Source organism: Gammaproteobacteria bacterium (assembly GCA_041395725.1).
Lineage (GTDB): Bacteria > Pseudomonadota > Gammaproteobacteria > Pseudomonadales > Pseudohongiellaceae > NORP240.
On record JAWKZW010000001.1, the window covers coordinates 3,038,762 to 3,064,511 of the forward strand.

Below are 25,750 nucleotides of genomic sequence, written 5' to 3' on the forward strand. Positions count from 1 at the left end.
GCTTAAGTTCACAGTTTTCTTAGACAGGTCGGAGTGGTCTGGGCGGGGTCGCTCAGGGATACCGTTTATCGAACGCCGCCGCTGTCGTGCGCTAGGCGTGGGGCAGGAACCAGGTTTTGGCAATCCGGTCGTGAATCCCGGCTATTTCCACTTGTAGATCGTCAATGTATTGGAACAACCCATTGGACAGCAAAGCCGGAATGTCGGCCTGGTTGGTTTTTCTCACAACTTTCCTGACCTGCCGCAATGCCTTGTCTTTATCAGTCAACTCGTTGATGCAGCCCTTAAGCCTTTCAAGGCAGAAAGCCACCGCTCGGGGGAACTCCTTGTCCTGTAGCAGAAACTTGACCACGTCTTCGGCGTTAACTCTGTCTTTGACGTTCTGGCGGTACATTTGATACGCACTTAACGAGCGCAACACGCTCATCCATAACATGTCCTGGTAAGGTTCACTGGGGTCGCCGTCTGCTTTCCCGTCCGTGTTCAGATCCGGCAACAGACTGCTGGATCCAACATCAACGATTCGGGTCGTCATGTCTGCCCGTTCCAGGTAGCGTCCCATTTCTATAAAGCGGTGTACGTGGTTATGGCTCAGGCAGCCTTCCAGCAGCCCGGTCAGTTGCTGGCAGTAGACGATAATCTCTTCAAGGAGCTGATTGCGTGCGCTGCGGGAGATTTGTCCCGTGCCATTTTCCTTGGTGTAGAGGTAGATGTCGTTAATCTGTTCGAAAGCTTCGGCGGGGATGATCTCACGGGTAGTGCGGGCGTTCTCGCGAACCAATGATAGGACGCTGAGCAGGGAGACTCCGTTCTGCTCGGACAACAGGAAGCGCACGATGGACCGCTCGTCGTCCGAACGTCCGGTAGCGGCATACTCCGCACTCACGCCGGAAATCTCGATCAGGGTGGGCCAGCCCACTTTGGTGCCACGGGGCAGATCCAACAGCAGGTTGGAATACACATTCATCAGGCGCGCGGTGTTTTCGGCCCGCTCGAGATAGCGTGCCATCCAGTAAACTCGCTCTGCAACTCTAGATAACATGGTCGTCCTTAGTCATTCACTATCCAGGTGTCTTTACTACCGCCCCCCTGAGAAGAATTGACTACGTAAGAGCCCTTTATCATGGCAACTCGTGTCAGACCTCCAGGTGTCACATAAGAATCTCTCGCCTGCAGGATGAACGGGCGCAGGTCGATGTGACGTGGTTCCACGTTGCGGTCGCCGAGGATAGGCGCTGTTGAGAGGGATATAAGTGGCTGTGCCATATAGTTACGAGGGTTGGCTTTTATTCTGCGGGCGAATTCCTCGCGCTCTGCCTGGGAAGCCTGGGGTCCCATCAACATACCATAACCGCCTGATTCATTGGCCGGCTTCACCACCAGCTTGTCCAGATTCTCCAGTACATGCTGGCACTGCTTTTTGTCAGAGCAGATATAGCTCGGTACGTTCGGCAGAATCGGCTCTTCGTCGAGGTAGTATTTGATGAGCTTCGGGACATAGGTGTAGATGATTTTGTCGTCGGCGACTCCCGCGCCCGGGGCGTTGGCGAGACCCACATTTCCCTTTATCCAGGCCTGCATCAGACCTTTGACTCCCAGTACAGAATCCTTGTTAAAGACTGAAGGGTCAAGAAATAAATCATCAATACGGCGATAAATGACATCGACTCGGGCTAGACCGTCGATCGTACGCATATAAACGCAGTCGTCCTGGACTACCAGGTCGCCGCCCTCTACCAGCTCGGCACCCATGCGCTGAGCAAGGAAGGAGTGCTCGAAGTAGGCGGAGTTGAAAATGCCCGGGGTGAGGACTACGACTTCCGGATTCTTTATACGTCGCGGGGAAATAGCTGCCAGGGTATCGAACAGTTTGGTCGGATAGTCGGTAACTGGCAGAATATCGTAGTTCTCAAACAACTCTGGAAACACCCGCTTTGTCACGGTGCGATTTTCCAGCATGTAAGAGACGCCGGATGGGACCCTCAGATTGTCTTCCAGGACGTAGAAAAGGCCGTCTTTGTCGCGGATCAGATCCGTGCCGCAGATGTGTGCCCAGGTTCCAAAGGCCGGTTTGATACCCATGCATTCCTTGCGGAAATTACCGGACTCAAGGATGAGCTCTTTTGGGATGACCTTATCCTTGAAGACCTTCTGGGCGTTATAGACATCATTGATGAAGCAATTAAGGGCCCTTACTCGTTGTTCCAGTCCCTTGCTGGTTACTTCCCATTCCCTGCTGGGAATGATGCGGGGAATAATGTCGAACGGCCACTCCCGGTCAATGTTGCCAGCATCGCTGTACACTGTGAAAGAAATCCCCATGGCTTTTATAGCCAGGCTTGCAGCCTGTTTTCGGTTACTTACCTCGTCGGGCTTGAGCGAACGAAGATAGCTGACCAGGCCACGTGCGTGCTTACGGGCGTATCCGGGCGAACTGATGGTTTCGTCGAAAAACTTTCCTGGGTTATAAGATTTCCAATCGACTCGCATGTAGTAACAAGATCCCCCTGATGAACGGCCTTGTTTACAATACTGCATGAGGGGGAAACTATCAAATGAAAGATCCAGTCTCAGGTCTCTATCGAGGCCATTGGCCAGGTAGTTTCCTTCAGCTCCTCGGTAAGTCTCACATACTGCCTATGGCGTTGAGTCCTCTCCATTCTTGCCAGTTCGGCGCTGCCTGGTACCCGGTTTGAACAGTCATTCAGATATTCAATGGTCACATCGCAGTCGTTGATTGCTCCCGCCAGATGCTGAATCTGTTTCAGTTTGTACAGCTCCTGGTGCTTGTTCGAGGGGGTGATGAGCTCAAGGAGGTAGCACAGCTTTTTAATCTGTTTGCGGATTGCATGTATGTCCTCACCCTTGCATTGCGCGGTGAGGATGAGGGGCACCCATTGTGAGACAGTGTTTGAGCGTCTCTGAGCCTTCTTGCGTAGGCGCTGCATCAGAAGCCGGTGGCTGGCTTTAAGACGCGGTTGCGGTAACCTGTCAAGGTGCCGAGCCAGTCTCATGGCGCTCGCCAGCCGGGTGGTGCGTTGAAGCTTCAGGTCCTGAAGTAGCCGCATTGCATCATCCTGGTGCGTAGTTTGTTCAGTTATCAGGCGCTCAAGCTTGTTTGCGATGATGTCGGTGTCCCGGATCTGGCTGTTGGCACTAAAAAATTTCTTGCCGAGCTTCAGGTATTTTTCCGATTTTGCATTTCGCCAGAACCTTGGGAAAAGGCTGTAGCAAGCTTCCAGGCGGCGATACATGGTTCTGATATCGTGGATTACTTCGGGATTGGGATCTTTGATATATTTTTTTAATTGCCGTTGGAATATAGCCAGTTTAATTTCAAACTGTTTATCAAGTCGGGCTGATTTCCTGGGCGAACTCATGGGTGGTGGAGCACTCGCCTTGATAAATCACTTGCCTAAAGATAAAGGCTGCTCAAAATCCAGGAATAGGTAAGCCACATGATGACAGTCAGTGGTAACCCGACTCTCAGAAAATCATTAAAGGTGTAGTTGCCAGCACTCATGACCAGTAGATTGGTTTTATAGGACATGGGTGTGGCATAGCTGAGATTGGCGCCAAAGAGAACCGCCAGAATAAAAGGCTCCGGTGCAACGCCAAGTTGTTCTGCGATACCGATACCTATGGGCGTGCCAATTACGGCGGCGGCATTGTTGGACACAATGTTTGTGAAGATTGCGATCAATAAAATGAGAGCGCTCAGGACAACGGCTGGTGAGGCATCGCGGGTAAAATAGAGAAATACCTCGGTCATGAAGTCGGATGCGCCGGTGAGCAGCAAAGCCTCGCCGAGCGCCAGACTCGCCACCACCACGAAAAACACTGAAGAGCTGATGGCCCGAATCGCGGTGCCCAGATTGAGGCTTCGCGTGGCCACCATGACAATGGCTCCCGCCAGGCTGCTGATGGCGATTGGCAGCAGGCCGAAAGCGGCAGTGACTACGACGGTCAGCAGAATAGCCAGTGCCAGGGGAGCCTGCTTGGTGCGCGGCACTTCTTCAGAAGCGTCCAGCACGAGAAATTCGGTGCTGCGTTTGAGTTTCATTATTTCTTCTTTGCTGCCCTGGACTAACAGCACGTCACCCTGTTCGAGGATTACGTCCATGATCTCCTCGCCGGTCTTCCAGATGTCCTTACCAGCCCGATGCAGTGCCAGCACAAAAAGCTGATGCCGCTGGATAAAACCTGAATACCGCAGGTTGGCCCGATCCAGTGAGGAGCCTGCCACAACAGCGATTTCTGCTACGGTCTGATTTTCAGCCCGCAGCGGATGTTCCTCGTCGACCGGGGTGTCACCGGAGTAAAGAGTGGCTTTGAGCGCGCTGGCAGCCTCACGAATGTTCTTGGCGGTATCCATTACCCGAAGCCGATCGCCTGATTGCATGATTGCATCCGGTAGCGGATAAATTTGATGGTCATCTCTATTAATCCGTATCAGGTTGATGTTGTTACCTGCCATTTTTTTTGTTTCGGCGACTGTTTTACCTACGCAGGGGCTGTTCTCGTTCAGGTGCAACCTGGCCTGGAACAGCCTGGGTGAGCTGTCAGACAGATCAATTTCTCGGTGGGGCAGCATTTTGGGTGCCAACAGCCACAGGTAGGCGATGGCCACGCTGCTGGCAATTGCTGCGGGTACGAAGAAATCAAACATCTCCAGGCGAGGTTGTCCCATGTCGCTGGCGACACTGACTACCAGCAGGTTGGTGGATGTGCCGATCGTCGTACTCATCCCTCCCACCAGTGTGGCGAATCCCATCGGCATCAATATTTTGGATGCGGAAGTCTTCGTGCGCAGGCAGACGCTGATCAGAATCGGTAACAGGAGTACTACAATTGGTGTGTTGTTTATAAACGCGCTAAGAATTGCACTGACAATCAGGGTCGCCAGCAGGGAAAAGAATGGCGAGATAGCCCAGGCGCGAGTCAGCAGTCGGCCGACTGGCTCCAGTGCCCCGGTGACGACCAGCCCTTGTCCGATTACCATCAGCGAGCAGACCGCAACCAGGGCTTCGTGACCAAAGCCTTGGAAGAATTGTATGGCTTCGAACGGCTCGCCGTTGCTGCCAATAAACGGGAACAGTGAAAAGACAACAGCGAGAGCCCCGAGCAGGCCAAGGCTTGAAATTTCCAGTGGCAGCTTCTTGCGGGTGAATAAAAACAGTGCGAATGCGGTAATCAGCATCGAGAACAACGCATGGGCATTGGGAACTGCGGGAAACGCCTCTGGCATGTTTCAGTTGCTCCACATTAGCTGTATGGTTGGCGGTGGAAAATCAGAGGTTGGTTGATTTAACAGGGATGATACTACGGGCATCGGGACGAATACACCGGCGCCATGGTCGTTAGGTAAGTCTATTTGAGCGCGGGGTGGCGGCTTCACTGGCGGGAGTGCCGCTTCCCGTACCAAAAATATTTTCCCTGGCCGTACGCAGGTGGCGACTGTTTCCCTTGCGGACAGTAAATCCAACGCGATCGAAATATTCCAGTATTTCTATACAGAGATTTCTGCCGATCCGGAGCCTGTCCCGAAACTGGATCACGGTAAAACCCTGCTCCTCGTCGCGGGCAAGCAATTCGGTGAATTCTGCCAGTTTCACCATTGTTTCCGGAAGGTAGTGTCGATTATTGGCTACCTGTACCAGGCTGCCCGCCTTTCTGGCAGAGGCGAGAATTCGCTCCAGGGCCCCAAGTTTGATGCCGGTCATTTCGGCCAGTTCCCGGGTTCGCGGTGGAAGGAAATCAGCATCCTGCAGCAGTGGTCTTATGCGGTCCAGAAAGTCCTGCTCTTCCTGGGAAAGCCTGGCCTGGTGGCCTGGCAGATGGAGCAGGGTGCCAGTGCGCTTTACTTGGCCCTGGGTAATCAGGTCTTCAATCAGGGCGTGGAATAGCAGGTGCGATTCTGTAAATTTTATCAGTCGGGTCAGGTTGGGTTCGGAAACCCCAGCTTGGCCCGGGTTGTCTTGATGGTAGCTGGCCAGTGTGGCAAGCACCCGCTGTTCTACCTGGTCCAGATAACGCTGATGTAAGAGTACCGTCGTGGTATTTTTTTCTATTACCAGCCGGGAACAGGGAACTTCGTTTTTTTCCAGTTGTCCGATCAGTTCGTTGAGACGGGCTGCTGTGCAGTTTCTGCCGCGGGCGAACCGTTCCAGCAACACCCCACCGGCTTGGTTTTCGACCAGGGATTGCAGCGCATGATAGTCATCCTGATCCATGGCGGCCAGGGTTCTCAGTCGTGACTCGCTGTTTCTGCCGCGGCGGGGTACTTCGTTGTCTACGACAATGCCGCCTCCGATGGTCTGGCTGCAGGCAGGGTCACGAAGAACAAAGCGATCGCCGTAACAGGTCAGAAAGGGGGCTTCGCTGGTGAGTTGATAATAGGGACTCACCTCATCGCCCAGCCTTCTGATCTGCGCGAGTTGATGAGTCGTACCGTGGTAGAAATGATAATCAACCCCGGATTTCAAGGCAGTTGGTTCCAGCAGGATGAGTCGGGTATCGATTCGGTTTACCGGTCGGTAAAGCTGACTATCCAGAAGCCAGTCCCCCCGACTCACCTGGTGGTGGGGGAGGTTTATGTTGAGGGCGATTCGTTCCCCGGCCAGGGCCTCTGTAATTGTTTCCCGATCATGGCGCATACCCTTAATTCTTACCCCTTCTCCCGAGCCCGAATGGACCAGCGTGGTCAAGAGAGAGACCTGGCCCGACAGGACCGTGCCGGTTACTACAGTACCAAGGCCCTTGATGGTGAAAGAGCGGTCGATTGTGAAACGGGCCCGCTGGGATAGATTTGGGCTTTGATTGCGGGAACTCCGCGCCAGTTTTTCAAGGTGAGTGACCAGGGCAGCCATGCCTTGACCGGACTGCGAGGAAACCGCAAACAGCGGGCTGGCAGCGAAGACGGTGTCATTAGTCTGAGCTTTGATCTGATCTTCGACCTCGTTAAGTCGTTGCGGGCTGGCCATGTCGATCTTGGTAATGACAATCGCGCCGCCTTGTATGCCGAGCAGGTTCATAATGGCCAGGTGTTCGCGAGTCTGTGGCATGACGCCGTCATCTGCTGCCACAACCAACACCGCAAAATCAGCCACGCCTATGCCGGCCAGGGCGTTGTTGATGAAATCAGTGTGGCCCGGGACGTCAACGAAGCCAACCGTCAAGTCTGCCTCTGCACCGTCTGCCATATTGGGTATATGGTAGTAGGCAAAGCCCAGGTTAATACTTAAGCCACGGGACTTCTCATCAGCCAGAGTGTCAGTTTCTGTGCCAGTAATGCGGCGCACCAGGGACGTCTTCCCGTGATCCACATGCCCTGCAGTAGCTATGGTAATTGAATGTCGCTGTGAGCTCATCAGAGTTTGAATGGTGGCAGTTTCACTGGTGGAAGAGGCTCTCTAGTTGTAAATCCGCAAGTGAGTTCTGGCTTCCCCAACCCCCAACAGATCATTGCTCTTCCAGACGCCCAGAAGCTGGCGATAGTAAACGCTGGCCTGCTGGTGCTGCCCTGCAGTGGCATAGCTCCTGGCCAGCCCGAGTATTGACCAGGGGCGAAAAGGTGCCAGCGTCAGCGCTTCATGGAATGCATCGATCGCCTCGCGTTCCAGGCCAGCCTGGAGCAGCAGTTCTGCTTTCAGTTCCGGGGCGGGCTTGATCGGGTCTGGCAGCGTGCTGTCGGCAACATTGGCTATCGTGAGCTGGACAGCTTCCTCGATGGTTTTTTTGCCAGCCTCGATACGATTGGTGGCAAAGAGAATACTGGCTTCCAGCTCCAAGTGGGCGATGCGAAGGGCCAATTCACTGTGATTTTTATCAGCGCGGTCCTTCAGCATAAGACTGGCATTTCTGGCCACTACGAGATCTCGCATGTTGATAGCGCTCAAGCCTGATGCGAGCAGTTCATCAGCGGACATGTCCGGCGAGATCGGCCGGAATTTCCAGTCTTTACTTTCAACAGTCAACCGAGCACGTAAGCGTGTCAGCAGGCTGGAAATCTGCTCGTTGCCAGGGTTCTGGAGCAAGGTGTCCTCAGCCCGTTCGATCCACATTGCGGCTGCTTCATAATCAGCCAGCTGCAGGTCGCCGTATTGACCGAAATCCAATGCGCGAGACTGGTCGAACGGGTCGTCACCTGGACGCCAGAGCGCCCGTGCAGTGTAAAACGCTGTCTCGTTAAGGTCTGCCACATCATACCAGCGCCCAAGATGAAGGTAGATAGTGGATGGCATGTGGCGTGCGTGGGACACAACCGGCGCAATTTCCGCATAACGGTCGGCGGCGGCAAGGGCCAGGGTGGCATTGCGCGGATCGTTATAGCTGTGTATCAGGTAATGCGCCGCGCCGGGGTGACGATCGTTTTGCGCCAGCAGGCGGCTGGCAAGCCTGCCCGCTCGTTGTCGTAACTCCTGTCGCGGTTGGGGTTCGCTGAAAGCCGCCTCGCCCAGAAGCGCGAGTATGTAAAATGCCTGGACTTCTTCGTGCGTCGGGTAAGTTTTGGATAGATTTTCCAGGGCTAGACGGTAATCCTGACGCCATTGTGGTGAATTGTCCCGATTGAAGACAGGTATCTCCGCAGCGGCCAATAAATTTCTTTCCAGCGATGATCTCGCTTTGGACAGGCGTTGCTCCCGGGTGGGGCCAAGTTTTTCCAGTACCCGGGCGGGATCCGCTGTGTTTGTCACCGGGTAAAAAGGGTGATTGTAGGTCATGGACTCGCCCCAGTAGGCAAGGGCGAAGACCGGGTCAAGCTCCTGGGCGCGCCGGAACTCGGCTCTCGCCTGCTTCCAGCCAAAGCTGTGCAGGTAGGCTATTCCGGTAAGGAAATGTTCCTGGGCGGCATCGCTGCCGGTGGTAGGGAAATGAATTCTGCCCAGTTCTCCGAGGTCGGCTGCGTAGCTTGTGTGGCACACCAGCAAGGCCAGCCACGAAAGAAGCAGGGGTCGTAAAGCCGCCATTCCGATCACACCCTTTCAGTCAGGATAAAAGCGGAATTCAACCACGAACCACGGCCGAGTGGAAGAAATGACAAAACAGTTTCACGCCGTTTACGGGTTGACGGGCTTGCGACCGTATCGGAAGATCAGATACACCATAAACAGCCCGATCAGACCCGCGAGCAGAAAACCGGCATTGAATGGGCCGCTGCCAAGATTGACAATGCCATAACCTATGGCGCCGGTGGTCAGGGCATAGTAGAAGAAAGGTAAAAGGGTTTTGCGAATCACCGCCCCTTCTTTGCCAATCAGGCCAACCACGGCAGAGGCAGCTACGACGTTGTGCACACAGATGATATTGCCGGAAGCGCCTCCAACTGCCTGCAGCGCGACAATCCAGGTGGGATCGACGGCAATTCTTTCCCCAACTCCGAACTGAAACAGAGAGAACATCATGTTGCTGACTGTGTTGCTGCCTGCGACGAAAGCACCGAGCCCACCAATGAAGGTGGAGAAGAAGGGCCAGGCGTTTCCGGTGAGGGCTGCCACGCCTTCTGCCAGTTCCAGGGGCATCTGTTGAAAGCCTGCGGCCCCACCGCCGGTATTGATAAAAACCTGTACCATGGGGACAGTGAAGATCAACGCTGTGGAGGCTGGCAGCAGGGTGGCCCCGGAGTCGCGCCAGGCTCTGCGGTAGGCAGGGGCGCTCATCTTGTGCAGGTAATAAGTGGCCAGGGAAACTGCGATGAAGATTGCCGCCGGCGACCACAACGGCGGAAAAGAAGCGTTGATACCACTGCCAAAAATGTCTTGCCAGCTGAGGGTGACAGCCTGGTGCTGGAGGAATCGTGCCAGGTCCAGCCAGGGCAGCCTTGTAATAACCAACAGCAGTGCCACGAGCAAATAGGGCGCCCAGGCACGCACCAGAGGCATCAGAGTCTCGGGTTCTATATCCTCTGCGTCCCGCTGCAGCCCGGTCCATTCCTCATCCCAGTTTTCCTTACTGTCGAAATCCCAGGCTGACTCCCGCTCGGGCACCAGGAAGCCTTTCCTGGCCGCGCTGATAACAATAGCCAGGCCAATCAGGCCGCCGAACATGGAGGGAAATTCGGGGCCCAGCAGGTTGGCGACAATGAGATACGGAATCGTCATGGAAAAGGCGGCAAAAATTGCGAAGCGCCAGATCTGTAACCCTTCGGCGAATGAGCGGTTTTTGCCGAAGAAGCGAGTCATTACGGCAGCGACTATCAGGGGGATGAAAGTGCCTGCTATTGCGTGAATAAGTGCGACTTTCGCTGCAATAAACGACAGGAACTGTCGCCACTCTTCGAAGCCCAGGTCCATCGCATACTGTGCCATGTCGGGATCTGCCGATAATCCAGTGCTCACCCCCACCAGGATCGGAGTGCCCAAAGCTCCGAAAGAAACCGGTGTACTCTGGATAATCATGCCAGCCACCACGGCGGCCATGGCCGGAAAGCCGAGACCAACCATTAGTGGTACAGCCACGGCGGCGGGCGTCCCGAATCCAGCCGAACCCTCGATAAACGAGCCAAACAGCCACGCGATGATAATCACCTGCACCCGACGGTCCGGTGTGATGTCTGAAAAGCCCTTGCGAATCGCGTAGATCGCACCGCTTTGTTTGAGAGTGTTCAGCAGCAGAATCGCGCCGAAGATAATGAATATCAGCGAACCGGCGACGATCAGGCCATTGATTGTTGCCGCCAGTACCTGGGCGAAGGAAACCTGCCATACCAGCAGGGCAAGAAGCGCAGCTACAATGTAAGCGATGGGCATTGCGCGGCTGGCTGGCCAACGGAGCAGAACCAGAAAGAAGGCGACTGAAATAATGGGCAAAAGAGACAGCAGGGCGAGCAGGCCAGTAGTCATGGTCTTGTTCTTCTTAAGTTGTTTTTCAGCAGCTTAGCAGAATACTGAAACCCGTAAAACTGTAATTTTGCGACTCCCTCTGGATGTTGTGATTGAATTCCCTGGGTTCCCTAGACAGAGTTTAGTTTCCGGGGTTTAATGGGTCGACTTAATCAGCAGGGAGAGTAATTCATGGGAATAGCCGCGATAGTGATTCTGGCACTGCTCGCTGTATTGATACTCTATGTTATCGGAGTATTCAACAGGCTTGTCAGTCTTAAAAACCGTTACCAGAATGCTTTTGCTCAGATCGAAGTGCAACTCAAAAGGCGCTATGACCTCATTCCTAACCTGGTTGAAACGGCCAAGGCTTATCTAAGCCACGAGCGGGAAACCCTCGAGGCAGTCACCAGCGCCAGGAACGCCGCGATGGCAGGTTTGCAGGCAGCCGCTGCGAATCCGGGCAATGCGGCCGCGATGAGTGAGCTGGTGAGCAAGGAAGGCGCGCTGGCAGGTGCGCTCGGTCGATTGAGCGTGGTGATGGAAGCTTATCCGGATCTGAAGGCCAATCAGAACATGATGCAGCTCTCGGAGGAGTTGACCAGCACTGAAAACAAGGTGGCTTTTTCCCGACAGGCATTCAACGATCAGGTTATGGCGTACAACACGTTCAAGCAGAGTTTTCCTGCCCTGGTAGTGGCCGGCATGTTTGGTCACGGCCCGGATGCCGGCTTGCTGGAATTTGAAGACAGCGAAGCGATACAGGAAGCGCCTAAAGTCTCTTTCTGACAACCGGGCATCTTTTCCTTTCGAAAGGCGATGGTATTGCCATGGCAGGAGCGGTTTTGTCCGCCCGGTCGCAGGGTATACTGTTTTGCTGCCGGGTCGCGCAATTACCGGTAATTGATTGACAGCATGAATTTTTTCGAATCTCAGGATAGAGCTAAACGAAAGACCGGGCGACTCATTCTGCTGTTCGGGCTGGCTGTTGTATCTCTGATCGCGGTTACCAACCTGCTGGTCATAGCGCTGTTTCGGCTGATACCAGTCGACAGTGTATCGCTCAACAACGTGTCGATTACAAACCCGGCCTCTGGCTATGATTGGCGCTTTTTTGTATTGGTCAGCTTCGCCGTATTGGCTGTCATCGTGCTTGGCAGCCTTTACAAATTGGCGGCATTGTCCGGCGGCGGGGCCAGAATTGCAGAAATGCTGAATGGGCGCTTGTTACTGCCCGATACCGTCAGTTTCAATGAGCGACAGCTACTTAATATAGTGGAAGAAATGGCGCTGGCATCAGGCACTCCCGTGCCTCCGGTGTATTTGCTGGACGAATCAGGTATCAATGCCTTCGCGGCCGGGTATTCTCCCGGTGATGCGGTTATCGGCATAACCCGAGGGGCTATCGAAACTCTCAACCGGGATGAGCTGCAAGGGGTGATTGCTCATGAGTTCAGCCATATTCTGCATGGCGATATGCGTATCAACATCCGGTTGATCGCGGTTCTCCACGGTATCCTGGTGCTGAGTTTGATCGGATATCATCTGATGCGTGGTGGCACTTACAGCCGTCGATCCAAAGGTGGCAGTGGTGCTGTACTGCTCGGCTTAGGTTTGTTGGTTCTTGGCTACGTAGGGACGTTCTTTGGAAACTTGATCAAGGCGGCGGTCAGTCGACAGCGAGAGTACCTGGCAGATGCCTCGGCTGTACAGTTTACCAGAAATCCACATGGCATTGCCGGTGCTCTGATGCGCATCGCGATGCATCCTCAGCGTTCCTATCTGCGGAATGCCAGCAGCGTGGAAATCAGCCACGCATTGTTTGAAGAGCGCGCTCTCAGCCCGTTGCGCTCTCTCTATGCGACACACCCGTCAATCGAGGCCCGAATTGGTGCTATTCTGCCTGACTGGGATGGCGTCTTCGATCTGGAGCGTGTAGCAGAAGAGGAAAAAGTTGATGCTCAAAATTCTGTCACCGACAACAGGGTTGGCCGGGAACCTGGTGTCGCCACACTTGCCAGTCTTGCGGGGCTGGCCCTGGCAGATTCCATAGTTGAACAGATTGGGCAGCCTGGGGTGCAGCAGTTGGCAGAAGCACGCCATCTGCTTAAGGTGATACCGGATTCGTTGCTGGAAGCTGCTCACTCACCCTCATCAGCCAGGGCGCTCGTCTACATGATGCTGATCGACGGAGATCAGAAGATTCGTCAATCTCAGCTGGAATTCCTGGAGCGATCAGCCGATCTGGGCATTACCGCCGAGCTTCACGAATTGCTGCGAAACAACAAAGAAGTGCCGGCTTATTACCGTTTGCCTTTATTGTCTATCAGCCTGCACAGCCTGCGCCAGTTGTCATTCAGGCAATACAATTTGTTTTCAACAAATCTTGCTGCGCTGATAAAGATTGATGACCGCGTCAGTTTGTTTGAGTGGGCATTGCTCAAAATTGTAACCAGCACGCTTGATCCGATTTTCAAGAAGCGTGGGCCGCGGCCCCTGGGACGGAAAGATATAAACGATTGCCTGCCAGAGCTGGAATCCCTGTTGTCGCTGTTGGCTTACTCCGACCGCGAGAGTGAGGCGGAACCAGAACAGGCATTCGAAAGAGCTCGAGAGAGGCTTGGAAATGTTCAAATCAAGCTGCGAGCCCGGAAGGTGTTGAACTTCTCCGTGCTGGATGGAGCTCTCGACAAACTCACTGAGCTTAAGCCTTTGCAAAAACCGGCTCTGTTGAAAGCCTGTGTAGCCTGTATCATGGCCGATGAGAAAGCAGCAGCGATCGAGGTGGAATTGCTGCGCGCGATTGGTGTTTCTCTGGATTGCCCGATACCACCCCTGAGTGTCAGGTAGTCTTTAACGCTCCGACCACCAGCCGGTTCGTCAAAGACTGCCTGTTTCAGGGTTGCATTTGCGTCTTAGGGGTTAGTTATTACGCAATGCTGCTTGTGCCGCAGCCAGTCTGGCGATTGGTACTCTTGGCGGGGAGCAACTGACGTAATCAAGTCCGAGTTTATGGCAGAAATCGATCGATGCTGGATCGCCAGCGTGTTCACCACAGATACCCAGCTTCAGATCCTTTTTCACCTGCCTGCCATTATTGGCCGCAAAATCCATTAGCTTGCCAACGCCGCTCTGATCGATGCTGGCAAACGGGTTCTGATTGTAAATCTCTTTTTTCTGATATTGGTCATAGAACAGACCCATGTCGTCGCGGCTCAGACCAAGGGTGGTTTGCGTCAGATCGTTGGTGCCGAAGCTGAAAAAGTCAGCGATTTCGGCTATTTCGTTCGCTGTAATTGCGGCGCGAGGAACTTCGATCATGGTGCCTACCTGATAGCTGATCCTTACGCCTCGCTTCTGCATGACTTCTTCGGCTACCCGATGCACGACATCAAGCTGATCCTGTAACTCAGCTTTGAATCCCACCAGGGGAATCATGATTTCAGGAATAACCTTAATTGGCTTCTTGGCTTTAATAACCTGGGCGGCTGCTTCGAAAATTGCTCGCGACTGCATTTCCGTAATTTCCGGGTGCAGAATGCCCAGCCGGCAACCGCGACAACCCAGCATGGGGTTTTCTTCATGCAGTGCCTTGATGCGCTCGATTATGAATTCAAGAGGCACGCCGAGTTTTTCAGCCAGTTGTCTTCGCACTACATCGTCATGGGGGAGGAATTCATGCAGTGGCGGATCAAGTAACCGGATCGTTACCGGCCGGCCATGCATCGCTTTGAATAAACCCACAAAGTCTTTCTTTTGATATGGCAGGAGTTTTTTCAGTGCAGCACGACGCTCCACCTCGTCCACTGCGAGGATCATCTGCCGCATGAGGTCGATCCGGTCCCCTTCGAAGAACATGTGCTCGGTTCGACAGAGGCCGATGCCTTCTGCTCCGAAAGCAACCGCCTGGCGGGCCATCGATGGTGTGTCAGCATTGGTGCGAATTTTCAATCGACGTTGTTTGTCAGACCATTTCATCACAGTCTGGAAAAGCTCGAACGTGTAGCTCTTTTCGGGCTTTAAGCTGCCTTCCAGCACACGTTTGACTTCCGAGTCAGCGCTCTCGATCATGCCCTTGTAAATGGCGCCGGTCGTGCCGTCGATGGAGATGTAATCACCTTCATTAAGAACTACTTTGCCTGCGGTAAGGGTTTTACGCTCATAATTGATCACAATATCCCCGGCGCCGCACACGCATACCTTGCCAAGCTGGCGGGCAACCAGGGCGGCATGGGAGGACACGCCGCCTCTTGATGTCAATATTCCCTGTGAGTGCAGCATACCCTTGAGGTCGTCTGGTGAGGTTTCTGTTCGACACAAGACTACTTTGTTGCCTCGCTTGATCTCCTGTTCTGCGGCGGCAGCGGTAAACGCGATGCGTCCCGTCGCTGCGCCCGGGCCTGCTGGCAGTCCTCGGGCTATCAATGCAGCGGCTTTCAAGGCCTTGGTATCAAACACTGGCACCAGTAGTGAATCAATGGATTCGGCTGGAATCTTAAGTAACGCAGTCTGCTGGCTCATCAGGCGTTCGCGCTGCATCTCTACAGCGATTCGGACTGCTGCCAGACCGGTGCGTTTGCCGTTTCTGGTTTGCAGGATGAATAATCGGCCTTCTTCGATGGTGAACTCGAAATCCTGCATGTCCTTGAAGTGCCGTTCCAGCTTGTTGCGAACCTTCTCAAGATCCCGGTAGTTTTGTGGTAACTCTTTTTCCATGAAGGCGATAGCATGCGGCGTCCTGACGCCGGCCACGACATCTTCTCCCTGAGCATTGACCAGATACTCTCCATAGAAAGCCTTCTCACCGTTCGCGGGGTCACGGGTAAAGGCGACTCCAGTGGCGCTGGTATTACCTAAGTTACCAAATACCATGGCCTGAACATTGACGGCAGTGCCCCATTCCGCGGGAATACCGTATTGTTGGCGGTAAAGGATTGCCCGGGAATTCTTCCAGGACTTAAACACCGCGCCTATTGCGCCCCAGAGCTGCTCCATCACATCCTGCGGGAAGGGCTTGCCCGTTTTCTTCTTGATCAGCGCCTTGTACTGTTTGACCAGCTCCTTCAGGTTTTCCGCGCTCAGAGTGCTGTCCGACTGCACCCCTAGGCTGGTTTTCATTTTGTCAAGCACTTTGTGGAAGGGGTCTTCTTCCTCTTCGGTCTCTGGTTGGATGCCCAGCACTACATCACCGTACATCTGTATGAACCTTCTGTAACAATCCCAGGCAAACCGGCTATTGCCTGAGGCGGCCGCCAGTGCTTCAACAGTTTCGTCATTCAGTCCCAGGTTGAGAATGGTGTCCATCATACCGGGCATTGAATCTCTGGCGCCGGACCTGACCGAGACAAGGAGTGGATTACCGCCGGCCCCAAACTTCTTGCCCAGTTGCTTCTCTACCTCTTTTATTGCTCCCTCTACGCTCTCGGTCAGGGAAGGTGGGTAGTGTTCCTTGTGAGCATAGAAGTAGTTGCAGACTTCCGTGCTGATGGTAAACCCTGGTGGAACCGGCAAACCGATAGAGGCCATTTCCGCCAGATTTGCACCCTTACCGCCCAGTAGTTCTCGCATGCTGGCGTTCCCTTCAGTTTTCTGACCGAACGCGTATACATACTTATTTTCTGCCTTTCGCGGCTTGGCTTTTGCGGCAGTTTTGCGAGTAGTCTTATTCATGCGCGTAATTCGTCCCTATCTAACCAGTTTTCGTACGGCGATTCGCCCGGAAGCCGTATGTCGACGAAGTTGCAGCCATACCCCGTCGCCGGTGCTGCAACGCCAACTGAAGTCAACTAAATGACCTCGGATGGGGAACAGGAGGATAAAGCACCTGCCAAGCAAAATCCAGCTTTGAGAGGCATTGCCCCACGCAGCCCCATTCACCTGTTAGGGTAAGTCAGTTAGGTTTTCGCTCTCTCTATGCTATTCGTGTCCTGATGCCACGAGCAGGAGCTTAGAGCGGGGATTATGGGGCTACAGGCTGTTTGGTTTTCCAAGCAGATAAGTGGATTCGAAACCTGATTGGGAGGGGAGAGATCACTCTAAACTATTTTACTAGGACGGTGTTCGCGTTGTTGGATGAGTGCAATTTTGTAAATTTACTAATGCGTAATTGGAAGCTTTCTGCTCGTCGCTGACGTTCTTTAAGTTCAAACCAGTACTTGTAAGAAAGCATTAATATTCTCCAGCGGCTAGTTACACTTACTTGGATTCTCTCGTGAGTCGACTCCCCCGCCATAATTTGTGGTGCGCCGTCATAAAGCAATTCAGGCTTAGCGAGACTCATTAACCGCTTCATTGCTTGGTTCTGAGAATTTCGTAAGAGCAATACGGATTTTTTCTTACACAAAAATATGTTGGCGACCAAATGGAACCAGACAGCAAGCTGAAGTTCTGGGCTCTTAAGGCTCGAACTTAACCATAACCCATTGATTTCAAGCAAGTCATTGGGATCACTGTTTAAAGTAGAGTTTTTCTCCCTAACTGTGTCCGGAACAAATAACAAGCTTCTAAACGGCGGTTCCGACACTAGCATATATCCACCAACCAGGCGATTTTGTAGGAATACTCCCACTGTCCTGCACCTTTTAACATACTCAGCGGGAAGTTTTACGCCAACGTAATCATTGAATCTTAATAAAAAATATTCTAACTCTGACTTTTCCAAGATTTCTCTGAAATCCAACTTTTCCATTGTGTAGCCTTCGGGAAAAACATGCCAATCTCTTTTTTCATTCGACTGTATTGATTGGCGTGTCTAGAATTCAAAATAAGCTTTTCTTCTTTCCTTGCAGAAGTAGCGTAAAAAAGAATTAGCCCAATTAGAGTAATCCACTGAATGGAAGAGCTAAATAGTAGAGTGCTCGTGACCCACACAGCGATATACGAAGTATAGAAAGGATGTCTTACAAGTTTAAAGGGGCCATTTGTAATAAGCCTTCCTACGTTATCGCTAAATGCAAACTCTAGCTCTTTGGCAGTTTCGATTGCCCAAAAGAAAATAAAAAGCGCAAGAAGATATGCTCCTATAGCAAGGCTTTCTGCCCACAGCGGTTTCTTATGATTCAATAACATGAAATAAGTGCTCAGAACCTGTAAAGATACGAGAAAATCGTAAAGGAAGCTTAGCCACTTACTGGTATTTGACCGAATAACAAAGAAAAAGTACCTAGCCCAGATTAGTGAAAAAATAATGATTGTGTAGGTTATAGTGGCTAGTATCATTGCAAAATAAATCCTTTTGCTAAAGAGAAATAGATTGGTGCCGTTTAGTGCTTGGGTGTCCAGTACGATAAATGTAATGAGCAATGATCAAATTAATGAAGTGCTAATTTTCACTAAAAGAGCACGAGACCTTTAGCTATATTGACAGATTCCTTGGTTATTAAAAGAGTTGAGTAAAGATACCTATACAGATTATTGCAGGGATCACATGGAAGAATTCCGTGTGGCATTGCGAAGTGAGGCTTCTCGTGCTCTAACGAGTTGGCCCGCTAGAACAGCTGCTGTGTTGATGTTTATATCTACGGTGGTCACTTATGTTGATGCAATAGGTCGCGTTAATCCGTTTGCGACACTAACCCTATTTGCTTACGCGCTTCCGATAGGGATAATAGTTTTTTATCCGCTATTGAACCTATTAATTACTAATTTAAACAAAGCTGGTCCATTGGTAATGGATTTGTTGTGTGTTTCTGGGTTGGTTGGATTCTGCTTTACCCTCTTCGTATTGCTGCGCGGAGCGGCATCTGAGAGTGACCTGAATGATCTTTATTTAAACTTGCAAGGCCAAACTGCTTTTGTGTTAGCGATAAGTTCTGCCTTTGGGTACCACACTAGCTATTCGAAGACGTTTTATCGTAATACAGTTTTCATGCTCGCTACGGTATTAATGCTATATTGGTTAAATCTCGAATTCTTGGTGCTAAATAGACTTTTGATACTAGAAGGTTACTTTTTAGGCACGATTGCCAGTTGGGTTTTTCATGATGGTATCCGAACACGCTTCTACCTAAAATCAACAGATGCAGATATACGCCAGCACCTTTATAACCAGCTTTCCAAGGTTGTTTATCCTCATCAGCTAGAGCGCATAAAGCTGGGGGACGAGCTTGAAAGTACGATGCCGCTTAAAGAAGGGAAGGCGATCGTAAATGTTTTCGACGTTCAGAAATCCAGTGAGATTCGGCATGAGAGAACCCGGGAATTCTTTATGGGAGTGTTCCAGTCTTTTCTACAGATATGTATGCAAGGCTACGGGCATAATCCTTTGCGTTCGCGTGCTTTCCGGTTGAAGGAGACGGGGGACGGCTTTATCAGTGCCGTCGGTTACCCCTTCTTACCGATTGAATCCCGCTCTTTGGCAGATAGTGCTGTCTCCACTGCGCTGGATATGTTTCAGGCTTTTAATGAGGAGGTGGAGAAGTTCAACTACTCCAGGCCGATCAAAGCAGCGATGGGGCTGGCGTACAATTCGGTTCAGGGAACCTTCCAATCCGGGGGTATTCGTGCCTATGATTTGTTTGGGGATGCGCTTATCCAGGCAGCCAGATATGAAGAGTTGCGCAAGCACCCGCTGTTGATGAAATTGATCGCGGAGAGGGCCAAGAGCCTAAATCTAGAGCATTTTCATATTCTCATAATTCAGGAGGTCATATTCAACTCGCTCAGTCAGTCGTTTCGAGAGTTGTTTCAGGAAGTCGACTTGTGGGGGGATTATTTCGCCGGCCACAGCTTTCAGTCTCTACATGACAATGATGCTCGATACGTTTACTTCCACGTGCTTGAGTAGTGCAATTCCCCTCCATCGGCGGAAAAGAACTCTAACGCGTTGCGGGAAGCCGCGATCTTTCAGACTATGTGGGGTGCCCGGCAGCGCATCACTCCACTGCAGTCTTTAAAGGCTCTCCGCTTTCCCAGGCCAGTAAATTTTCTACCACAAGATTCCCCATGGCTGTGCGTGTCTCGACAGTGGCACTACCAATATGTGGGAGGAGTACTACGTTATTCAAGGACAGCAGTTCGTCCCGGATCCGCGGCTCGTTGCGATAAACGTCCAGGCCTGCTCGGGAAATGACACCGGACTGCAGTGCCTTAATCAAATCGTCTTCATTAACGCTTGTCCCTCTTCCTACATTGATAAAAGTTCCATTCGGTCCCAGTGCGGTGAGTATTTTAATATCGATGACGTTTTCAGTTTCTGCTCCGCCCGGTAGCATACACAGCAGAATGTCGACGTTTTCACACAGGCTCTCGAGATCCGGGTAATACTGGTATGGAACATTCTTTCTGTGGCGGTTGTGGTAAGCAATCTGAAGCTTGAATGTTTGTGCGCGCAAGGCGATGTCTTCGCCAATGCTGCCCAGACCGACTATGCCCAGTGTTTGGCCCGCCAGGCTCCGGCCCAGTGGGAATGCTCCCTCAATCCATGAGCCAGAGCGCACGTAATGATCGGCCTTTACCAGGTCTCGCTGAGTGGCCAGTATTAATGCCATGGCAATATCTGCCACGGCATCATTCAGTACAGTTGGTGTATTGGTTACAGAAATCTGCCGTGGCCTCGTGGTACTAAAATCAATGCCGTCAACACCTACGCCAAAACAGGAAATGATCTCCAGGTTGGGCAATTGGTAGATCAGCGGGCTAGTCTGCCAGGAGGCGGTAGCCACTGCCTTGCAGTGATTCTTGATCTGCTTGATCAGTTCGTGCTGATCTGCCTCTGTCAACTGCCAAAGTTTGTAAGTCTCAAACAGGTTGTCGAGCTTGGCGACAGTCTCGCTGTGGAATTCATTGGCAATTAAAAGGGGGGTTCTGGGCGAGGTTCTTTTCATAAATTTTATCGGGATTGTCGCTGTGTTTCTGGGTACGCCTGGTATGAACGTCTCTCGAGATTCGGCAACGCTACCAAATTACCGATCTGATATCCATATCCTGTTGCATGCCCCTCGTAATTTACGTAGATTGAATGTCCCTGTGCCTCAAGGTTTAGAGTCAGCTGTTGGCAGAATCTTTCAGCTCCAGAAAATTTGATATGGCTAATTCTATTGAAATGCAGCTAAGAAACCTGCCTTCTATCGATCGCATTTTGCGGGCGCGGGAATTGTCGAGCGAGGTGGGCAGATATGGTCACGAAGTCTTGCGCGAGTCAGCCAGGGGAGTCCTGGCTGATTTGCGGTCAAGCATGAGGGAGGGGCAGAATAAAAACAGATTGACTGCTGTTGCTAATCCACCGAGCGATTACACCGGATGGATAATCAAGGAAGTCTTGAAGCGGGCGGAGGCCAGCAGCCGGGCCTCCCTGATCCCTGTCTTTAATCTTACCGGTACAGTAATTCACACGAATCTCGGCCGTGCAGCCTTACCTGATGCGGCGATCGATGCCGTTACCGCCGTGGCTGGTCGACCGGTAAACCTCGAGTATGATCTCATGGCAGGAGGCCGGGGAGATCGGGAATCTCATGTGGAAAAGCTGATCTGTCAGCTTACAGGTGCTGAAGCGGCGACCGTGGTAAACAACAATGCGGCTGCTGTCGTGCTGGTCTTGACTGCATTGGCAGTCGGGCGGAATGTGTTGATTTCAAGAGGCGAACTGGTGGAAATCGGGGGAGCATTCCGAATCCCGGAGGTAATGGGGAGCGCCGGTTGTCGGCTCAAGGAGCTGGGAGCAACTAACAGGACTCATCTGTCTGACTATGCCCGGGCGATTGATGAAGAAACAGCACTGCTGATGAAGGTGCATACCAGCAACTACGAAATTCAGGGATTCGCAAAAGCGGTTCCCGAGACTGAGATTGCCACGCTTGCCCACCAGCACAAGCTGCCCTTCGTAGTGGATCTGGGTAGTGGTACATTGATTGACCTCAGCCGGTACGGTCTTCCCAGGGAGCCGACCGTGGCAGATTCTTTGGTGCAAGGGGCGGACCTGGTAACTTTTTCCGGTGACAAACTGCTCGGCGGTCCGCAGGCCGGCATTGTGGCTGGTAGGAAAGAGTTGATTGAGCGCCTTAAAAAATGTCCCCTGAAACGTGCTCTCAGGGTGGACAAGCTCACACTGGCGGCACTTGGTGCTGTCTTGCATTTATATAATAACCCGTCCACATTAGCTCAGAAATTGCCCATACTGCGAGATCTGACCCGGCCAGTCGAAGCCATTCAGGCAGCAGCGGAAGAGGTCCTGCCGGCGGTTGCCAGGTATCTGGGTAGCGATGCGACAGCCAGTATTGCCAGCTGTAAGAGCCAAATAGGCAGCGGCGCTTTGCCTGTGGATCTTCTGCCAAGTGTCGCGATTGAAATCAGGCCGGTAGCGGTCAGTGGGGCCGACGAGCAGCTGCAGAAGCTGGCTGTAAAATTTCGCTCCCTTCCCGTGCCCGTGGTTGGGAGGATTCACGACGGGCTTCTTATATTCGATCTGCGTTGCCTGCAGGACACTGAAGGGTTTTGTAGACAACTGCTCGCGGGCTAGGCGGATAGAGAAAGTATTTTTATAGCTGGCCCCTTTGATTTCATTTCATCGACGAAAATTATTCCCCGGCGCGTTCGTAATCAATAGCTTACTCAAAGGTTATTGATGTCTGGAACCCCGACTTAGCGGAAACGCCTGCTAAACCTTATTTTGTGGATCCCCTATACCAAGCCTGAAACTCAATAGTGACAGAGTCGAAGCGACAAGCATGAGCAGCAGCAGAGGGTAGACAGTGCCGTTGTAGATGATTGCTACCAGCTGGGCTGCTACCGAAGAGAGCCCCATCTGTAAAAAACCTGTCAATCCTGATGCACTTCCTGCGTGCCGCGGAAACTCATTGATCGCGCCAGCCTGAGCGTTTGGCAAGGTCAGGCCGTTACCGAATATAGCAATCGCAATGGGAAAGAACAGGAAGATCGGGTGGCTTAGCCCGCTAATCTGCAGGAGCAGTGTCAGGCCAATGCCAAGCAGGGAGATTTTCGAACCCAGATCAATGATACGGTAGATGCCCAGGTGTCCGCCGTAACGTCTGGACAAATAATTGCCGGCCATAAAGCCGGCTGGAATCATGACAAAGTAATAACCATACTCGGTTGCCGGGCGGTTTAGCACCGAGACCATGATTTCCGGTGCTGCCGAAATAAAACTGAAGAAAACCACTGAAACAAATGCCACACTGAATGCATAGCCGCGGAAAACTCCTGACTGCAGTAATGTCCGGAAAGTACCGAACATGCCGCTAACGCCTTCAAAAGGTGCTGGCTCCGCTAAAGTTTCCGGCAATCTCAGGTGCATGATCACCAACATCAGGGCGCTGAATACGGCGATAATCACGAAAACCGAGCGCCAGCCGAAAAGAGTCATTAGCTCTCCACCCAAAGCAGGAGACAGCATAGGGATGACCACCATAACCATGACGAGAGTAGAGATAATCTTTGCCGATTCCTGGGGGCCGTAAACATCCCGGACAATGGCTCTGGCGACCACCAGGCCAACTGCCCCTCCGAATGCCTGCACGATTCTTCCGAAAATAAGTAACTGGACGGTCGGGGCGATAAGGCAGAACAGAGATCCCAGCAGGGTAATAAAGGTGCCAATAATCAGAGTCGGTTTGCGGCCGAATCTATCGGAAATTGGACCGTAGACCAGGGTCGCGATAGCGATGGATAGCATGGAGAGGCTCAAGGTGAGCTGCGCGATGCCGGTGGATACGTCAAAGTCTTCCCGTATCACTGGAAGGGCTGGTAGCAGAATCTGCATGGACGCCGGCCCCAGTGCCGACGCGCCCGATAACAGGGCTATCATCCACAGGGATAACCGGGTGACAGTAGTTTGCATAGGAGTCTCTGGCTGCGCGGGCGCTATTCTATCAGCGTCCGGCCAAGAAAGTTAGTGACGGCTACTGACCGGTAAACCTTTCCAGGCTGGTCTGGGATCCGGACCTTGATTGAGACTGCATGATAACACTGGAGCCACGCAGCAGCGCCATTTGAGCCGAACTCATCTTGTAGCCCAGGTCGAACAGTTCGGAATGGAGTCCGCGGGCCAGTGAGCGGGCCTGGTCCTCCGTGGACTGGTCCGGGGTCGGAGTATGCGAGAAGCAGGCAATGATTTCGCCTCCCGGACTGAAAAGGCAGGCGGAGGGCGTCTCTGACGTGGTGACTTCGAGCCTGAACCCACCGGCGGCTTCGCGAAAGCGAGGGGAGCGATTTATTAATTCAGCGGTGTCGCGGGATAAGACCGTTTCGGTGTTGCCAGGATTGATTGGTAACGCGATGTCCAACCGTCGAAAGATTCCCGGATCGAGTCGCAGCGCCTCACGAAAAGACCCTATTGCAAATTCCTGTTGTTCCGTGACCCAGGCAGACGACGCTATGCGGGCATTGAGCCTGGCCTGCAGCAATACTTCCTGACGAGGCAGCAGATTCAGGGCCTGCTGGCCCAACCTTACGACATCGGCATGGCGGCCTTCCAAAGCGGCAATCTCTGTTGCGTAACTGAAATAGTAGCCTTCATTCAACAGGAAGGCGCCACTTAACCGGGCTTTTTCCAACAGGTGGGTCATGACACCGGTGCCCATCAGGCGAACAATGTCAGGTTCGATCCACTCAGGAATATGCACATCAAGCGGAGCGTAAGGACGCAGTCGATTAAGAAGCACAGTTTCGTCAGCAAACAGGGAGGCGGCCCGCCGGGCTGCCAGCCAGGCGGTGAGGCGTTGTCTATTGGCAGCTATTCTGCGGCGCGTGCGGTCGGCAAAGTCCAGCATGGCGGCGTCTTCCAGTTGAACCTGATACAGGGTCTCATTGGCCAGCATGTGTAATAAAGCGGCCACTGAGTCTTTCTGTGCATCGTCGGCGCTGAACGATCCGTTCCGATCCGGTTCTGCCAGTGCTGTAGAGGTCAGTGTTGCGGCCTGCTCACCCTGCCCGGCAAGGATAAGGAAACTGGCGCTGACCATCAGGTGTTCGGCACGGTTCATCACGGTCACAACCGGCACCTGATTTTCCCGCCAGAGCAGCATCGCATCCATGGCCTCCATGGCTTCTTCGAAGCGACCCTGGTTCATGGTCAGATAGAGTTTGTAAATCCACGGATCGGCTACGCTATCGGGATTAAGGAAGCGGGTCGCGCGATCCAGGAAACTTTCTGCTTCTTCCATTTGCAGCAGACTCAGCGCAACTTCCGAGGCATTGGTCAGGTAGACCGTGTCACCATCATTATCGGAGTTGGCGATATTTTCGTCCTCATCGATAGCGCGGTCGCAGGCAACTATATTTTCGTTTGGTTGTAAGCTGGCCAATTCAACAGCACACAGTGTGTTCCAGGCCCTGGCTCTTTCCCTCTTGTCGTCACTCGTAGACAGCACTTTGTTAGCGCTGGCGCGGGCGGCCTCAAACTGCCGCATTTTAACGAGAGGCCAACCCCGCAATGACTCGACGTCCTGACCGTAGATCTCCTCTATCTTGTCCAGATAGGCCAGGGCATTTTCCTGGTCACCCATGATCTGGTGGATAAAGGAAAGTTGCGATAACGTCAGGTAATGCCACTGAATATTTCCCGATGCCAGCGCGCGCCCCAGTGACTGGTAGTTGGTAAGCTCCTCAGCCCGCTTGAGGTGGAACAGGGCCCTGGGAAGATTCGCTTCGACTGTGTAGAGCACTTCAGCCAAAGCAAACTGGGCGGCAGGATTGTCGGGCTCGGCTCTTGCCCAGTTTTCGCTGAGCTCACGAGCCCGGACGTTTTCATTCAAGCGCAGGGCATCGCAGATAGCCAGCGCCTGAAGATCGGAGATGTCGCGCATGCCGAAGCAAAGAGGCAGCTGCGCCGGAGTAATCTGCAGGGCCTCCAGTTGCGCATCGATCCCGGTCTGGCCATTCTGCACGTTGCCACCGGTTTGAGCCTGCCCCAGCAGAAAAGGTGAGCTGGCAAGTAAAGTCATTCCCGCCAGCCATTGGCAGAAACGAGTTGCAGA

17 protein-coding genes are annotated in these 25,750 nt (G+C 52.7%); 4 read left to right on the top strand and 13 right to left on the bottom strand.

Features of this window, described 5'->3' with window-relative positions:
• Positions 1-91: 91 nt before the first annotated feature.
• The 7 genes from R3F50_13380 to R3F50_13410 form a co-directional block, all read right to left on the bottom strand.
• Positions 92-1,042 (bottom strand): alpha-E domain-containing protein, encoded by a 951-nt coding sequence (locus R3F50_13380; GenBank protein ID MEZ5491295.1) that lies wholly within the window; start codon positions 1,040-1,042, stop codon positions 92-94.
• An 8-nt stretch (positions 1,043-1,050) separates the two neighbouring features.
• Complete coding sequence (locus tag R3F50_13385; protein MEZ5491296.1) at positions 1,051-2,490, bottom strand: circularly permuted type 2 ATP-grasp protein; 1,440 nt, start codon at positions 2,488-2,490, stop codon at positions 1,051-1,053.
• A gap of 80 nt (positions 2,491-2,570) precedes the next feature.
• Complete coding sequence (locus R3F50_13390; protein MEZ5491297.1) at positions 2,571-3,380, bottom strand: CHAD domain-containing protein; 810 nt, start codon at positions 3,378-3,380, stop codon at positions 2,571-2,573.
• 35 nt (positions 3,381-3,415) lie between these two features.
• Positions 3,416-5,248 (bottom strand): SLC13 family permease, encoded by a 1,833-nt coding sequence (locus R3F50_13395; protein MEZ5491298.1) that lies wholly within the window; start codon positions 5,246-5,248, stop codon positions 3,416-3,418.
• 112 nt (positions 5,249-5,360) lie between these two features.
• Complete coding sequence (gene selB / locus R3F50_13400; protein MEZ5491299.1) at positions 5,361-7,370, bottom strand: selenocysteine-specific translation elongation factor; 2,010 nt, start codon at positions 7,368-7,370, stop codon at positions 5,361-5,363.
• A gap of 42 nt (positions 7,371-7,412) precedes the next feature.
• Positions 7,413-8,969, bottom strand: coding sequence for a hypothetical protein (locus tag R3F50_13405; protein MEZ5491300.1), 1,557 nt, complete (start codon positions 8,967-8,969; stop codon positions 7,413-7,415).
• 90 nt (positions 8,970-9,059) lie between these two features.
• Complete coding sequence (locus tag R3F50_13410) at positions 9,060-10,841, bottom strand: L-lactate permease (protein ID MEZ5491301.1); 1,782 nt, start codon at positions 10,839-10,841, stop codon at positions 9,060-9,062.
• 171 nt (positions 10,842-11,012) lie between these two features.
• Between R3F50_13410 and R3F50_13415 the strand changes: the two genes are divergently transcribed.
• Both R3F50_13415 and R3F50_13420 read left to right on the top strand, forming a co-directional pair.
• Positions 11,013-11,609, top strand: a complete 597-nt coding sequence (locus R3F50_13415; protein MEZ5491302.1) for a LemA family protein — start codon at positions 11,013-11,015, stop codon at positions 11,607-11,609.
• Between the two features lie 126 nt (positions 11,610-11,735).
• Positions 11,736-13,670 (top strand): M48 family metallopeptidase, encoded by a 1,935-nt coding sequence (locus tag R3F50_13420; GenBank protein MEZ5491303.1) that lies wholly within the window; start codon positions 11,736-11,738, stop codon positions 13,668-13,670.
• A gap of 72 nt (positions 13,671-13,742) precedes the next feature.
• Here the strand turns inward: R3F50_13420 and ppdK are convergent, their stop codons facing one another.
• From ppdK to R3F50_13435, 3 genes are all read right to left on the bottom strand, one after another.
• Complete coding sequence (ppdK, locus tag R3F50_13425) at positions 13,743-16,490, bottom strand: pyruvate, phosphate dikinase (GenBank protein MEZ5491304.1); 2,748 nt, start codon at positions 16,488-16,490, stop codon at positions 13,743-13,745.
• 370 nt (positions 16,491-16,860) lie between these two features.
• Positions 16,861-17,508 carry a hypothetical protein gene (locus R3F50_13430; GenBank protein MEZ5491305.1) on the bottom strand — a complete coding sequence of 216 codons (648 nt, stop codon included), beginning with the start codon at positions 17,506-17,508 and terminating at the stop codon, positions 16,861-16,863.
• The gene (locus tag R3F50_13435) at positions 17,463-17,888 is read right to left on the bottom strand and encodes an isoprenylcysteine carboxylmethyltransferase family protein (GenBank protein MEZ5491306.1); all 426 of its coding nucleotides are present in this window, start codon (positions 17,886-17,888) and stop codon (positions 17,463-17,465) included. The genes R3F50_13430 and R3F50_13435 overlap by 46 nt, the downstream gene beginning before the upstream one ends.
• A gap of 358 nt (positions 17,889-18,246) precedes the next feature.
• Between R3F50_13435 and R3F50_13440 the strand changes: the two genes are divergently transcribed.
• A complete protein-coding gene (locus R3F50_13440) occupies positions 18,247-19,605 on the top strand; it encodes a hypothetical protein (GenBank protein MEZ5491307.1) in 1,359 nt (452 codons plus the stop codon).
• Positions 19,606-19,693: 88 nt separating this feature from the next.
• Here the strand turns inward: R3F50_13440 and R3F50_13445 are convergent, their stop codons facing one another.
• Entirely contained in the window at positions 19,694-20,644 is a 951-nt protein-coding gene (locus R3F50_13445) for a 2-hydroxyacid dehydrogenase (GenBank protein MEZ5491308.1), read from the bottom strand.
• A gap of 200 nt (positions 20,645-20,844) precedes the next feature.
• Between R3F50_13445 and selA the strand changes: the two genes are divergently transcribed.
• Entirely contained in the window at positions 20,845-22,275 is a 1,431-nt protein-coding gene (gene selA, locus R3F50_13450) for an L-seryl-tRNA(Sec) selenium transferase (protein MEZ5491309.1), read from the top strand.
• Positions 22,276-22,413: 138 nt separating this feature from the next.
• Here selA and R3F50_13455 read toward each other — a convergent pair whose 3' ends face one another.
• Positions 22,414-23,613: a multidrug effflux MFS transporter gene (locus tag R3F50_13455; GenBank protein ID MEZ5491310.1), complete on the bottom strand. Its 1,200-nt coding sequence runs from the start codon at positions 23,611-23,613 to the stop codon at positions 22,414-22,416.
• A 61-nt stretch (positions 23,614-23,674) separates the two neighbouring features.
• Entirely contained in the window at positions 23,675-25,717 is a 2,043-nt protein-coding gene (locus tag R3F50_13460; GenBank protein ID MEZ5491311.1) for a hypothetical protein, read from the bottom strand.
• Positions 25,718-25,750 lie beyond the last annotated feature (33 nt).

Excerpts from the sequence above, each read along its gene's own strand:
- R3F50_13380 (MEZ5491295.1), bottom strand. The coding sequence starts at position 1,042 with ATGTTATCTAGAGTTGCAGAGCGAGTTTACTGGATGGCACGCTATCTC.
- R3F50_13385 (MEZ5491296.1), bottom strand. The coding sequence starts at position 2,490 with ATGCGAGTCGATTGGAAATCTTATAACCCAGGAAAGTTTTTCGACGAA.
- R3F50_13390 (MEZ5491297.1), bottom strand. The coding sequence starts at position 3,380 with ATGAGTTCGCCCAGGAAATCAGCCCGACTTGATAAACAGTTTGAAATT.
- R3F50_13395 (MEZ5491298.1), bottom strand. The coding sequence starts at position 5,248 with ATGCCAGAGGCGTTTCCCGCAGTTCCCAATGCCCATGCGTTGTTCTCG.
- selB (MEZ5491299.1), bottom strand. The coding sequence starts at position 7,370 with ATGAGCTCACAGCGACATTCAATTACCATAGCTACTGCAGGGCATGTG.
- R3F50_13405 (MEZ5491300.1), bottom strand. The coding sequence starts at position 8,969 with ATGGCGGCTTTACGACCCCTGCTTCTTTCGTGGCTGGCCTTGCTGGTG.
- R3F50_13410 (MEZ5491301.1), bottom strand. The coding sequence starts at position 10,841 with ATGACTACTGGCCTGCTCGCCCTGCTGTCTCTTTTGCCCATTATTTCA.
- R3F50_13415 (MEZ5491302.1), top strand. The coding sequence starts at position 11,013 with ATGGGAATAGCCGCGATAGTGATTCTGGCACTGCTCGCTGTATTGATA.
- R3F50_13420 (MEZ5491303.1), top strand. The coding sequence starts at position 11,736 with ATGAATTTTTTCGAATCTCAGGATAGAGCTAAACGAAAGACCGGGCGA.
- ppdK (MEZ5491304.1), bottom strand. The coding sequence starts at position 16,490 with ATGAATAAGACTACTCGCAAAACTGCCGCAAAAGCCAAGCCGCGAAAG.
- R3F50_13430 (MEZ5491305.1), bottom strand. The coding sequence starts at position 17,508 with ATGGAAAAGTTGGATTTCAGAGAAATCTTGGAAAAGTCAGAGTTAGAA.
- R3F50_13435 (MEZ5491306.1), bottom strand. The coding sequence starts at position 17,888 with ATGTTATTGAATCATAAGAAACCGCTGTGGGCAGAAAGCCTTGCTATA.
- R3F50_13440 (MEZ5491307.1), top strand. The coding sequence starts at position 18,247 with ATGGAAGAATTCCGTGTGGCATTGCGAAGTGAGGCTTCTCGTGCTCTA.
- R3F50_13445 (MEZ5491308.1), bottom strand. The coding sequence starts at position 20,644 with ATGAAAAGAACCTCGCCCAGAACCCCCCTTTTAATTGCCAATGAATTC.
- selA (MEZ5491309.1), top strand. The coding sequence starts at position 20,845 with ATGGCTAATTCTATTGAAATGCAGCTAAGAAACCTGCCTTCTATCGAT.
- R3F50_13455 (MEZ5491310.1), bottom strand. The coding sequence starts at position 23,613 with ATGCAAACTACTGTCACCCGGTTATCCCTGTGGATGATAGCCCTGTTA.
- R3F50_13460 (MEZ5491311.1), bottom strand. The coding sequence starts at position 25,717 with ATGACTTTACTTGCCAGCTCACCTTTTCTGCTGGGGCAGGCTCAAACC.